This window comes from Stappia indica, assembly GCF_001696535.1.
In the GTDB taxonomy this organism is placed as follows: Bacteria; Pseudomonadota; Alphaproteobacteria; order Rhizobiales; family Stappiaceae; genus Stappia; species Stappia indica.
This window is the reverse complement of record NZ_MBQE01000005.1, coordinates 65,108-78,127: the sequence shown is the minus strand read 5'-3', so window position 1 is coordinate 78,127 and position 13,020 is coordinate 65,108. Positions and strand designations below refer to the sequence as shown.

The 13,020-nt window shown below is 69.9% G+C and carries 11 protein-coding genes; 9 read left to right on the top strand and 2 right to left on the bottom strand.

From position 1 onward, the window contains the following. The 9 genes from BBX35_RS17810 (at position 1) to BBX35_RS17770 (ending at position 11,429) form a co-directional block, all read left to right on the top strand. Positions 1-885 (top strand): asparaginase domain-containing protein, encoded by an 885-nt coding sequence (locus BBX35_RS17810; protein WP_067222938.1) that lies wholly within the window; start codon positions 1-3, stop codon positions 883-885. Between the two features lie 212 nt (positions 886-1,097). Further along, positions 1,098-2,528: an alanine/glycine:cation symporter family protein gene (locus BBX35_RS17805; RefSeq protein ID WP_067222935.1), complete on the top strand. Its 1,431-nt coding sequence runs from the start codon at positions 1,098-1,100 to the stop codon at positions 2,526-2,528. Positions 2,529-2,630: 102 nt separating this feature from the next. Beyond that, positions 2,631-4,013, top strand: a complete 1,383-nt coding sequence (locus BBX35_RS17800; protein ID WP_067223928.1) for an aspartate ammonia-lyase — start codon at positions 2,631-2,633, stop codon at positions 4,011-4,013. Between the two features lie 221 nt (positions 4,014-4,234). Then, positions 4,235-4,942, top strand: a complete 708-nt coding sequence (locus BBX35_RS17795; RefSeq protein WP_067222932.1) for a GntR family transcriptional regulator — start codon at positions 4,235-4,237, stop codon at positions 4,940-4,942. Between the two features lie 97 nt (positions 4,943-5,039). Next, positions 5,040-6,608 carry a class I adenylate-forming enzyme family protein gene (locus BBX35_RS17790; RefSeq protein WP_067222930.1) on the top strand — a complete coding sequence of 523 codons (1,569 nt, stop codon included), beginning with the start codon at positions 5,040-5,042 and terminating at the stop codon, positions 6,606-6,608. 77 nt (positions 6,609-6,685) lie between these two features. Continuing rightward, positions 6,686-8,419, top strand: a complete 1,734-nt coding sequence (locus BBX35_RS17785) for a thiamine pyrophosphate-binding protein (RefSeq protein ID WP_067222928.1) — start codon at positions 6,686-6,688, stop codon at positions 8,417-8,419. A 9-nt stretch (positions 8,420-8,428) separates the two neighbouring features. Further along, complete coding sequence (locus BBX35_RS17780; RefSeq protein WP_067222924.1) at positions 8,429-9,175, top strand: SDR family NAD(P)-dependent oxidoreductase; 747 nt, start codon at positions 8,429-8,431, stop codon at positions 9,173-9,175. An 8-nt stretch (positions 9,176-9,183) separates the two neighbouring features. Next, the gene (locus BBX35_RS17775) at positions 9,184-10,404 is read left to right on the top strand and encodes an acyl-CoA dehydrogenase family protein (protein WP_067222921.1); all 1,221 of its coding nucleotides are present in this window, start codon (positions 9,184-9,186) and stop codon (positions 10,402-10,404) included. Next, entirely contained in the window at positions 10,401-11,429 is a 1,029-nt protein-coding gene (locus BBX35_RS17770; protein ID WP_067222919.1) for a phosphotransferase family protein, read from the top strand. Before BBX35_RS17775 ends, BBX35_RS17770 begins: the two co-directional genes overlap by 4 nt. Before the next feature lie 11 nt (positions 11,430-11,440). On the opposite strand, the gene BBX35_RS17765 is transcribed toward BBX35_RS17770, so the two are convergent. Together BBX35_RS17765 and BBX35_RS17760 are read right to left on the bottom strand one after the other, a co-directional pair. After that, on the bottom strand, positions 11,441-12,442 hold the full coding sequence (locus BBX35_RS17765) for a GlxA family transcriptional regulator (RefSeq protein ID WP_067222917.1): 1,002 nt from the start codon (positions 12,440-12,442) through the stop codon (positions 11,441-11,443). Then, positions 12,439-13,005: an isochorismatase family protein gene (locus BBX35_RS17760; RefSeq protein ID WP_067222914.1), complete on the bottom strand. Its 567-nt coding sequence runs from the start codon at positions 13,003-13,005 to the stop codon at positions 12,439-12,441. Before BBX35_RS17760 ends, BBX35_RS17765 begins: the two co-directional genes overlap by 4 nt. Positions 13,006-13,020 lie beyond the last annotated feature (15 nt).

Genomic DNA, 13,020 nt, shown 5'->3' with positions numbered 1-13,020 from the left:
ATGGCCGAGATCCTACTGATCCACACCGGCGGCACCATCGGCATGGCGCCCGGCCCGAACGGACTGGCGCCCGCCAAGGGCCTGGTCGAGGCGGCGGCCCGGCAGATGGCGCCGGCGGACGCCCGGCTGACGCTGCATGTCTTCGACCCGCTGGTCGACAGTTCGGCCATCGGCCCGGACCACTGGAATGCCATGCTGGAGGCAATCGACACGTTCGCGACCCGCTGCGCGGACATGCCGGGACGGGCCGGCGTCATCATCACCCACGGCACCGACACGATGGCCTTTACCGGAGCGGCGCTGGCGCAGGCGCTGGCCGGCCTGCCGATGCCGGTCCTGCTGTGCGGGTCGATGCAGCCGCTGGGCATGAAGGGCGATGCGGAAGGCAACCTGAAGCTGGCGCTGGATGCGGTGCGCGACGGGCCGGCCGGGGTGCGGCTCGCCTTCAACGGCGCGATCATGGCCGCCGCCGGGCTGGTGAAGCACAATTCGCAGGAGGCCGATGCCTTCCGCTCGGTGCCGCAGGCCCCACTTGCCGGCCCCTATCGCCGGCGCCGCTTCGCCGACCGGCGGCTGGCGGTGCTGACCCTGTCGCCGGGCCTGCCGGCCGGAGCGCTCGCCGGGGCGCTGGCCGAACTGGACGGGGCGGTGCTGCGGGTCTACGGCGCAGGCACGGCGATGGACGACCCGAAGCTGGAGGCGGCGCTGGCGCAGGCGGTGCAGCGCGGCTGCCGCATCCGCGCGGTCAGCCAGTGCGAGGAAGGCGGCTTGTCGCCCGGCTCCTATGCCGCCGGTGCCCTGCTGTGGCGCGCGGGCGTGGAAAACGGCGGCCCGGAAACGCCGGAAGCGGCGCTGGCGCGGCTGTGGATCGAGCTGTCGGAGTAAGGAACCGCACGCATCCGCGCCGCAAGGCGCAAGGTGTCGCGCAAAATGCACCACATTGCACCACTCCGCTCCATTTCGCGCAATTGGGGCGGGAGCGCACGCAGCCTATTGTTGCGGCTCGGGCCGGGAGGGCCCGCCGGATCCTTGACGGGAGATCCGGACGTTGAGGGAATTTTGAGGCGGGCGGGGCTCGTCGTGAATGGGAGGGTCACATGGAGTTTCTGAAAACGCTCTTCGGCTATATCGACGCCCTGACATGGGGTTGGGCGCTGATCCCGATCCTGGTGGTGTTCGGCGTGTTCATCACCATCATGTCCGGCTTCGTGCAGATCGAGTTCTTCGGCCGGATGTTCCGCGTGCTGTCGGGCCGCAACCAGAACAACGATCCCAACGCGATCAGCGCCCGCGAGGCGCTGCTGGTGTCGGTCGGCGGGCGCGTGGGCGGCGGCAACATCGCCGGTGTCGCCGTGGCGATCACCCTGGGCGGGCCGGGCGCGGTGTTCTGGATGTGGTGCATCGCGCTGGTCGGCATGGCCACCAGCCTGGTCGAATGCACTCTGGCGCAGGTCTACAAGCGCAAGGACGGCGAGCACTCCTTCCGCGGCGGGCCGGCCGACTACATCCGCCGGGGCCTCGGCCATCAGTACAACTGGCTGGCCATCGTCTACGCCACCTGCCTGCTGGCCGCCTTCGGCCTCGGCTTCAACGCCTTCCAGGGCAATACGGTGGCCGGCGCTGTGCAGGATTCGCTCGGGCTCGACCGGATGATCACCGGTGGACTGCTGACCATCGTCACCGGCTTCGTGATCTTCGGCGGCATCAAGCGCATCGCCAAGGCGGCGGACGTGGTGGTGCCGATCATGGCCATCGGCTATCTGGGCCTCGCCCTGATCGCCATCCTGATCAACATCCAGGAAATCCCGTCGGTCATCGCCCGCATCGTCTCCAGCGCCTTCGGCTACGAGGAGGCGATCGCCGGCGGCATGGGCGCGGCCATCGCACAAGGCCTGCGCCGCGGCCTGTTCTCCAACGAGGCCGGCCTCGGCTCGGCGCCGAACGTGGCGGCCACCGCCTTGGTGCGCCATCCGGTCAGCCAGGGCGTCACCCAGGCCTTCTCGGTGTTCATCGACACCATCGTCATCTGCTCCTGCACCGCCTTCCTGATCCTGCTCGGCGACGTCTACACGCCGGGTGCGGAAGGCATCGACGGTGTGGTGCTGACCCAGCAGTCGCTGGCGAGCCATTTCGGCGAGTGGTCGCGCTACGCGCTGACGCTGGCGATCCTGCTCTTCGCCTTCTCGTCGATCATCTACAACGTCTATCTGGGCGAGAACGCGCTGGCGGCGATGACCGACTCCAAGATGGCGCTGAACGGCTTGCGGGTGCTGATCCTCGGCCTCGTCTTCATGGGCGCGGCGGCCCCTTCGGCGACGGCCGTGTTCTTCTTCTCCGACCCGATGATGGGCGTGCTGGCGCTGGTCAACCTGGTGGCCATCCTGATGCTGTTCCCGACGGCGATGCGCGTGGTCAACGACTTCCGCGCCCAGCTGAAGGCCGGCGTCGCCCGCCCGATCTTCGATCCGGCGAAGTTCCCCGATCTCGACCTCGACCGAGAGGCCTGGGACCCCGCCCGCTGGAAGTGAGCGGCGACACGACGAGCGACGGGCCGCCGCAAGGCGGCCCGTTTTCCTTTTCTGAGCGAGCCTGAAAGACGCGGGCGCAAGACCCGCGCAATGGAGACCGGAATGACTGTGCAGATGCGGCGCGAGGAAGACAGCCTCGGCCAGATGGAGCTGCCGCGCGACTGCCTTTGGGGCATCCACACGCAGCGTGCCATCGCCAATTTCCCGATCTCGGGACTTCCGCTGGCGCATTTTCCCGAATTCGTGCGGGCGCTCGCCTGGGTCAAGCTGGCGGCCGCCAACGCCAACCTGGAGCTCGGCGTGCTGGCGCAGGACAAGCACGCAGCCATCGCGGCAGTGTGCGAGGAGATCATCGCCGGGCACCACATGGCGCATTTCCGGGTCGACATGATCCAGGGCGGGGCCGGCACCTCGACCAACATGAACGCCAACGAGGTGATCGCCAACCTCGCCCTGCTGCGCATGGGCCACCAGCCCGGCGACTACGCCAGGCTGCATCCCAACGACGACGTCAACCGCTCGCAATCGACCAACGACGTCTACCCGACCGCCATGCGGCTGGCCATCGTCAGCCAGTGCAGCCCGTTCCAGGACGCGCAGCGGCGCCTGTCCGCCGCCTTTGCCGAGCGGGCGCGGGCCTTCGCGACGGTGCGCAAGATCGGCCGCACCCAGCTGCAGGACGCGGTGCCGATGACGCTCGGCCAGGAATTCGCCGGCTTCGCCGCCACCATCGACGAGGACGTGGCGATCATCGGCCAGCTGTCGCGCCTGCTGCTGGAGGTCAATCTCGGCGGCACCGCCATCGGCACCAGGGTCAACGCCCCGACCGGCTATCCGGAGAAGGCGGTGGCGGAGCTGTCGCGGATCACCGGCATGCAGGCGAAGCTTGCCGTCGACCTGATCGAGGCCTCCTCCGACACCGGCGCCTATGTCACCTTCTCGAGCGTGCTGAAGCGCATCGCGGTGAAGCTGTCGAAGATCTGCAACGACCTGCGGCTGCTGTCGTCGGGCCCGCGCTCGGGCTTCAACGAGATCCGCCTGCCGCCGGTGCAGGCCGGGTCGTCGATCATGCCGGGCAAGATCAACCCGGTGATCCCGGAAGTGGTCAACCAGGTAGCGTTTCAGGTCGTCGGCAACGACCTGACCGTGACCATGGCGGCGGAGGCCGGCCAGCTGCAGCTCAACGCGATGGAGCCGATCATCCTGCTCAACGTGCTGCAGTCGATGCGCATCCTGATGCAGGCGATGGACACGCTGGCGGAGCGCTGCGTCTCCGGGATCGAGGCCAACGCGGCGCAGTGCGAGGGCGCGCTGGAGAACAGCCTGGTGCTGGCGACGATGCTGGTGCCGCATCTGGGCTATGCCAACGCGGCGAAGATCGCCAAGACCGCGCTGGCCACGGACAGGAGCGTCACCGAGACCGCCGTGGAGCTCGGCTTCGGCACGCGCGAGGACATCCAGGCGATGATCCTCAGCGAGGCCTGAGCCGGCTGAACGGCCAAATCCGGCGCGAGCCGGGGTGCGAAACACGACGCGCGCGGACCATCCGGTTCGCGCGCGTTTTCTTTTTCGGCGCAAGGCGTTGATACTCGATGCCGGCCCTTCCGCCGGCGCGCTGCCGGACGCACTCGCCCGGCCCGCCACACCTGCCGCTTGACAGAAGCGCGCCGTCACCACATTCTGAATTCAGAATTCGGAGTTCACTCATGACCCAGATCCGCACCGGCCCGAGCCTGACCCAGCAGGTCTACGACGCGATCGCCAACGAGATCTTCGACGGCGCGCTGCCGGCCGGCGCGCATCTCGTCCAGGAGCAGCTGGCCGAACGCTTCGGCGTGTCGCGCCAGCCGATCCAGCAGGCGATGGCGCTGCTGAAGGCCGACGGCATGGTCGCCGAGATCGGCCGGCGCGGGCTGCAGGTCACCCCGCTCGATCTCGACCTGATGCGCCACCACTACGACATCCGCGCCGTGCTGGACGGGCTCGCCGCGCGCGGCGCCGCGCAGCGCTGCCGGGACGATGCGGCAACGGCGCGCGATCTTGCGGAGCGCGGGGACAAGATCCTGAAGCTCGGCGAGACGGCGGTGCGAAATGGTGCTGTGGGAGACCAGGTGCGCCATGACGCCGAATTTCACGGGCTGATATACGAGGGCTCGGGCAATCCGCTGCTCGACAGGGCGGCGGAGCCGCATTGGCGCTTCCTGCGCAGGGCGATGAGCGACGTGCTGCGCCATGCCCAGCTGCCGGACGAGATCTGGCGCCAGCACGGCGAAATTCTCGACGCCGTGATCGCGGGCCAGCCCGGGCGGGCGGAAGAGCTGATGATGCGGCACGACCTCGATGCCGCCGGTGCGCTGGAGACGGCGCTGCGCAGACGGCCGGACGAGGCGCCGGAGAGCAAGAAGACGCCGTAGCCGGGCACAACGGTTGCGGCGCCCCACGGGAGGACAGGTGCGCAGCAGCTGCCGGAAACGGTCCCTGACAAGAGCGAAGAGCGGGAGGATTTCCGGCATGCATCCCATGCTGACCGTCGGACAGATGCTGAGTGCCCAGGCGCGGCTGCAGCCGGGGCGCATCGGCGCGCGCGACCTGGAACGCGCGATGACCTTTCACCAGTGGAACGAGCGGGCCTGCCGGCTGGCCAACGGCCTGTTGGGTCTCGGCCTCGCCAGGGGCGCGCGGGTCGCGGTGCTGGCCTACAACCGGGTGGAATGGGCGGAGATCTACGCCGCGCTCGCCAAGGCCGGCCTCGTCGCCGTGCCGATCAACTTCCGCCTGACCGCGCCCGAAGCGCTCTATATCTGCCAGGACAGCGGTGTGTCGGCGCTGATCGCCGAGCAGGCGCTGCTCGGCATCGCCGGCGAGATGCGCGAGGCGCTGTCGCTGGAAGAGCGCCGCTACATCCACATCGCCCCAGCGGACGGAGGCGAGACGCCGGCCGGCTGGACCGGCTACGAGGACCTGATCGCGGCGGCCTCCGCCGACGAGCCGCAGGACCCGGCCGCCATCGACGATCCCTGGTGCCTGATGTACACGTCCGGCACCACCGGCAAGCCGAAGGGCGCGATCCGCGGCCATCGCGGCATGGCGATGCTGGCGCTGATGACGCAGATCGAGCTGAGCCTGAAGCGCGGCGACGACGCGCTGCTGGTCATGCCGATGTGCCATGCCAACTCGCTGAACTTCTTCACCTCCTTCCTCTATATCGGCGCGGCGGTGACCGTGTTCTCGCGCCAGAGTTTCGATCCGGCGCTGTGCCTGCGCACCATCGGCGAGACCGGCGTCACCTTCACCTCATTGGTGCCGACGCACTTCTCGCTGATGCTGGACGTGCCGCCGGCCCAGCGCGGCACCGCCGGCTTCGAGCGGGTGGAGAAGCTGATGATCTCCTCCGCCCCGGCGCGCGCCGAGACCAAACGGCAGGTGATGGAGATGTTTCCCAATTCCGGGCTGTTCGAGCTCTACGGTTCGACCGAGGCGGGCTGGGTGACCATGCTGCACCCGGATGAGCAGTTCGACCATCTGGGCACGGTCGGCCGCGAGGTGGTCGGCTCCGCGCCGATCCGCCTGCTCGACGAGGCCGGCAACGAGGTGCCGGACGGCGAGCCGGGCGAGCTGTTCTCCTGCGGACCTTATGCCTTCGACGGCTACTGGAACCTGCCGGACAAGACCGCCGAGGCGCTGCGCGGGCCGTACCTGTCGGTCGGCGACATGGCCCTGCGCGATGCCGAAGGCTACATCCGCCTGATCGACCGCAAGAAGAACATGATCATTTCCGGCGGCGAGAACGTCTACCCGTCCGAGGTGGAGGCGGTGCTGGCCGGCCATCCGGCGATCAGCGACGTGGCCGTGGTCGGCTGCCCGGACGACACCTGGGGCGAGCGCGTCGCCGCCGCCGTGGTGCTGCGCGACCCGGCCGTCACTCCGGACGAGATCATCGAATGGTCGCGCGGCAAGCTCGCCGGCTACAAGCGCCCGCGCAAGATCGTGGTGCTGGAGCAGGACGAGATGCCGCGCACGGCGACGGGGAAGATCCTGCACCGGGTGCTGCGCGACATGCTGAGCGGGGACGGACACTGACCGCAGCCGGCGCGGGAGGCGTCGGCACGAAACGCGACAAGAGACGACAAGACACGGCAAGTTCAGGGAGAGAGACAGTGAGCGAGCAGCAGGACCTCAACCGCGACGAGGACAGCGTCGCCGCCTGGATCGCGGAGGCGCTGCAACGGCGCGGCGTCACCCGCGTCTTCGGCCTGCAGGGCGGGCATATCCAGCCGATCTGGGATCACCTCGGCCGGCGCGGCGTCGAGATCGTCGACGTGCGCGACGAGGGCGCGGCCATCCACATGGCACAGGCCCATGCGGAGCTGACGGGCGGGCTGGGCGTGGCGATGGCCACCGCCGGCCCCGGCGTCACCAATTGCGTGACCGGCATGGCCAATGCCTCGCTCGCCCGCACGCCGGTGCTGCTGATCGGCGGCTGCACCTCGCGGCCGCAGGCCAACATGGGGCCGCTGCAGGACATCCCGCATGTCGACATCCTGCGCCCGGTCACCCGCTACGCCCGCACCGCGCGCGTCGCCGACCAGGTGCTGCGCGAGCTGGACGAGGCGATAGCGCGGGCCTTCGGTGCGGCCGGCGAGCCGGGACCGGCCTATATCGAGGTGCCGACCGACGTGCTGCGCACCCGCGTCGCCGCCAATCTGGTGCCGGACGACTGGCTGCGCCCGCTCACCCCGCGCCGGCTGATGCCGCATCCCGACCGCATCAGGCAAGCCGCCGAGGCGATCCGCGCGGCGCGGCGCCCGCTGGTGATCAGCGGCCGGGGCGCACGCGATGCCGGCCCGGCGCTGGTGCGCTTCCTCGATGCGGCGGACGCGCTCTATCTCGACACGCAGGAAAGCCGCGGCCTGGTGCCGGCCGACCACCCCTCGGTGGTGGGCGCGGTGCGCGCGGCGGCGATGAGCGAGGCCGACCTCGTCATCACGCTGGGGCGCAAGCTCGACTACCAGCTCGGCTTCGGCTCGCCGGCGGTCTTCCCGCACGCCCGCTTCATCCGCATCTCCGACACGGACGGCGAGCTGCTGGACAACCGGCGCGGCGATCCGGAGCTGCTCGCCTCGGTGGATCTGGCGCTCGATGCCCTGAGCGAGGCGCTCGGCAACGATGCCGGCAGTCGCGACGGCGCCTGGCTGGAGGGCCTGCGCGCCAAGCACCGCGCCCGCATCGAGGCCGGGGACAAGACCCCGGCGCCGCGCACCGGCAAGGACGGCAAGATCCACCCGATGGCGATCTTCGAGGCGCTGAAGGACGTGGCCGAACCCGACTACATCGCCGTTGCCGACGGCGGCGACCTCCTGAGCTTCGCCCGGGTCGGGCTGTCCGCCTCGACCTATTTCGATGCCGGCGCCTTCGGGTGCCTGGGCGTCGGCGTTCCCTTCGCGGTCGCTGCCGCCCTTGCCTGCCCGGACCGACAGGTGATCACCGTGACGGGCGACGGCGCCTACGGCATCAACGCCATGGAGATCGACACCGCCGTGCGGCACGGAGCGAAGATCGTCGTCATCGTTTCCAACAACGCGGCCTGGAACATCGAGCGCTACGACCAGGAATACAACTACGGCGGCCGGGTGATCGGCACGGTGCTGCGCCATTCCGACTATGCGGCGATGGCCCGCGCGCTCGGCGCCCATGGCGAACGGGTGGAGAACCCGGACGATCTGGCGGACGCCATCCGCCGGGGGCTGGCCAACGCGCCGGCGGTGATCGACGTGGTGACCTCGCAGGACGCGGTCTCCTCCGACGCGCGCAAGGGGCTCGGCTTCGTGCCCGACTATCAGGCGCTGACCGCCTGGGACGATGCCGAGCGCAAGCGGCGCGGCGAGGCGTGAGGGGCGGTCATGGACTTGCGGATTGACGGAAAGCGGGCGCTGGTCACCGGCGCCTCGAGCGGGCTCGGCGAGCATTTCGCCAAGGTGCTGGCGGAGGCCGGCGCAAAGGTGACGCTGGCGGCGCGGCGTCTCGACAAGGTGGAGGCGAATGCCGCTGCCCTGCGCGAGGCGGGGCACGATGCCGAGGCGGCGGAAATGGACGTCGCCGATGCGGAGAGCGTGGCGGCGCTGTTCGCCGGGCGCGCGCCCTTCGACATCCTGATCAACAATGCGGGCGTTTCGGGCACGGGCGCCGCGCTTTCCATGACGGCGGAGGAGTTTGCCGGCGTCATCGACACCAACCTGACCGGCGCCTTCGCGGTGGCGCGGGCGGCGGCGGCCGGCATGCGCGCGGCGGGCGGCGGCTCCATCGTCAACATCGCCTCCATCCTGGGCCTGCGCGTCTCCGGCCATCTTGCCGCCTATACCGCTTCCAAGGCAGGGCTGGTACAGCTGACCAAGGCGCTGGCGCTGGAGTGGGCGCGCTACGGCATTCGCGTCAACGCGCTGTGCCCGGGCTATATTGAGACGCCGATCAATGCCGAATTCTTCGCCACCGAGGCGGGCAAGGCGCTGATCGGCCGCATCCCGCAGCGGCGGCTGGGATCGCAGGGCGATCTCGACGCACCGCTGCTGCTGCTGGCCAGCGACCGCTCCGCCTACATGACGGGCTCGGTCATTGCGGTGGACGGCGGTCATCTGGTTTCTGGATTGTGAGGGCATTCATGGATTTCACCCTTTCCCCCGAGATCGCCGGCCTGCGCGCCGAGATCGCCGCCTTCGTCGAGGAGCACCTGATCCCGCTGGAGAGCGATCCGGCATCCTACGACGCGCACGAGAACATCGCCCCGGATGTGTTGGCGAAGATGCGCGCCAAGGCCCGCGAGCAGGGCCTGTGGTGCCTGCAGCTGTCGCCCGAGAACGGCGGGCGCGGCGTCGGCAAGATGGGCATGGCCGTGTGCTACGAGGAGATGAACCGGTCGATCTTCGGGCCGGTCGTCTTCAACTCCGCCGCGCCCGACGACGGCAACATGATGATGCTGGAAGCGCTCGGCACGCCGGAGCAGAAGGAGCGGTGGCTGGCGCCGATCGCGCAGGGCAAGGTGCGCTCCGCCTTCGTGATGACCGAGCCGCATCCGGGCGGGGGCTCCGACCCCGGCATGATGCAGACCCGCGCCGTGCGCGAGGGCGACGACTATGTGGTCACCGGGCACAAGTGGTTCATCACCGGCGCGGAGGACGCGGCGCATTTCGTGCTGATCGCCCGCACCTCGGACGATGCGCGCGCCGGGCACACCGCCTTCCTGTTCCACCGCGACCAGCCGGGCTGGGAGATTGTCCGGCGCATCCCGATCATGGGACCGGAGGAGCATGGCGGGCATTGCGAGCTGCGCTTCGACGGGCTTCGCATCCCGGCGGAGAACGTGCTGATCGGCGAAGGACGGGGCCTCAAGGCGACGCAGACGCGGCTCGGGCCGGCACGCCTGACCCACTGCATGCGCTGGCTCGGCCTGTCGAAGCGCTGCGTCGAGATCACCCGCGAGTATGCCTCCAAGCGGATGGGCTTCGGCGTGCGACTGGCCGACCGGGAGAGCGTGCAGGTGATGCTCGGCGAGCTGGCGATGCAGATCGAGATCGGCCGCATGCTGGTGATGAAGGCCGCCTGGGAGATCGACCGGGGCGGCTATGCCCAGAAGGAAGTGTCGATGGCCAAGGTGCATGTCGCCAACCTGCTGCACAAGGCGGCGGACACGGCGATCCAGATCAACGGCGCGCGCGGCTATTCCAAGGACACCGTGCTGGAATGGATCTACCGCTACGCCCGCCAGGCGCGGCTGGTCGACGGCGCCGACGAGGTGCACAAGATGGTGCTCTATCGGCATCTGGAAAAGGACGGGCGCGACGCCTGGCGCTGGGAGACGGCGAGCCGGGGGACAGGAGAATGAGCGGACCCGGCTTCGATACGGGGAGGCTCGCCGCGCGGCTCGATGCCGAGCTCGGCCCAGCGGAAACGGGGATAGTGCTGGAGCGGATCGGCGGCGGCCAGTCCAACCCGTCCTTCTTCCTGGACCGGGGACACGAACGCTACGTGCTGCGCAAGCAGCCGGGCGGGCCGATCCTGCGCGGGGCCCATGCCATCGACCGGGAATACCGGGTGCTGCAGGCGCTGGCGCCGACCGGCGTGCCGGTGCCGAGGCCGGTGCTCTATTGCGAGGACGCCGAGGTGATCGGCACGCCGTTCTACCTGATGGAGCGGGTCGAGGGGCGCGTCTTCACCGACACCTCGCTGCAGGAGCTCCCCGCCGGCGAGCGCCGCGCCATCTGGATGGCGGCGGCCGAGGCGATGGCGGCGATGCACGCCATCGTGCCGGAGGAGGTCGGCCTTGGCGACTACGGCAAGCCGGGCAACTATTTCGAGCGGCAGATCAGCCGCTGGGACCGGCAATATCGCCAGTCGGAGCTGGCGCCGATCCCTGCAATCGAGGCGCTGTTCGACTGGCTGAGCGCCAACCAGCCGGCGGACGATGGACGCGTGTCGCTGTGCCACGGCGATTTCCGGCTCGGCAACCTGATGTTCCACCCGAGCGAACCCAAAGTGGTGGCGATCCTCGACTGGGAACTGTCGACGCTCGGCCATCCGCTGGCCGATCTCGGCTTCTGCTGCATGCCCTGGCACACCGCGCCGGAGGAATATGGCGGGCTGCTGGGCATCGACCTTGCTGCGATGCAGCTGCCACAGGAGGACGAGTTCGTCGCCCGCTACATGCAGGCCGCCCCCGGCTCGCCCCCGCTGCTGCCCTTCCACAAGGCCTTCGCGCTCTACCGCTTCGCCGTGATCTTCGTCGGCATCGCGGAGCGGGCGCGGCTCGGCAATGCCTCCGATCCGGAGGCCGCGAAACTGGCCCCGCTCGCCGAGCGCTTCGCGCTCAGGGCGCTGGAGATCGCCGAAGGACGGCCGCACGCACTGTAAGGTGCCCGCCTTCAGGAGGCGGCGGCGCGCAGGCTGGTCGGCGAGGCGGGATGCAGCCGGTTCCAGGCCCGGCGGAACTGTCGGGCGGAGGAGAAGCCGGCTCTGGCGGCGATCTCCTCCATGTCGAGCCGCGAGCCGAGCACCATCTCGCGCGCCAGCGCGATGCGCATGCGGTTGACGAAGTCGGTGACGCTGAGCCCGGTATGCTCGTTGAACAGGCGCGAGAGATTGCGCGGACTGGTGGCGGCAAGGCGGGCGAGCGCGGCGACGGTCCAGGCGCGGGCGGGGTCGCCGGCGACCGCGTCCTGCACCCGGTGGATGGCGGGATGGATGTGGTTGCGCCCTTCCAGCCAGGGCGAAAGCTGCGGGTCGGCGCCGCCGCGCCGCAGATAGACGACGAGATAGCGCGCGACCAAAAGCGCCACGTCGTGGCCGGCCTCGCGCGCGACGATGGCCAGCATCAGATCGATGCCGGCGGTGATGCCGGCGCTGGTCAGCCGCTCGCCGTCCTCCACGAACAGGCGGTTGTCGCGCACCCGCGCGGTGGGCGCCGCGCGGCGCAGGTCCTCGATCGCCGCGTGATGGGTGGTGCATTCGCAGCCTTCCAGCAGGCCGGCGCGGGCGGCAAGCAGCGCGCCGGAACAGATCGTCACCAGCCGGATGCCGGGGCGCACCACCCGGCGCAGCCAGTCGGCGATCTCCGCCTCCAGCGGCGCGTCGTCCTTGCGCGTGTCGGTCTCGCTCCCCAGTGGCCTGTCGGCCGCGCCCGAGACCACCACCATCGCCCCGTCGGGCAGGGCGGCGGGCAGCGGCGCGATGCCGGTAACCGCAAGGCCGACGGAACTGGTGACGTCCGCCGCCGGGCCGACATAGGCGACGTCGAAGCGCAGCTGCGCCTGCTCCATGTTGGCCTTGCGCAGCACCTCGACCGGGCCGGCGATATCGAGCAGCAGCGCGCGCGGCGGAACCACGACGAAAACGGGTGTGGTCCGCACGCGCGCTGCCTCGTTCATGCGGCGAGCCTACCGTCCGCGGCGGCGGCCAGCGCCTCCTCCACCGTGGCGATGCGGGCGAAGCGGCCGGCAAGCACCAGCTCGCTGCGGGCGCGGATTTCGGCGGCGCTCCACTCGCGCCCCGCCGCATCGACCATCGGGAAGGTCAGCGTCGCCTCGCCGACGAAGTCGACCTCGTATCCGAGATCCGAGGCATGGCGCGTGGTGGTCTCGCAGCACTGCTCGGTGCGGATGCCCGAGACAATCAGCCGGCGGATGCCGCGCTCGGTCAGCCAGACATCGAGGCCGCTGCCGACCAGCGCGCTGTGCCGCCGCTTGCGGAAGACGGCATCGGCGGCAAGGCGCAGCGGCGACAGCGGCACGACGAAGCCGGAGCCTTCCGAGAACGGGCCGGTCTCTTCCACATGGAAGATCTGCACGACCGGGATGCCGGCGGCAGCGGCGCCGTCGATCAGCGCCTGCTGGCGCTCCAGATAGAGCCCGAGCCCCTCCTCGCGGAAGTAGGGCCGGTGGCGGAAGGATTCCTGGGCGTCGATGACGATGAGGGCGGTCGTTGCGGACATTTTCCGTATCTCCTG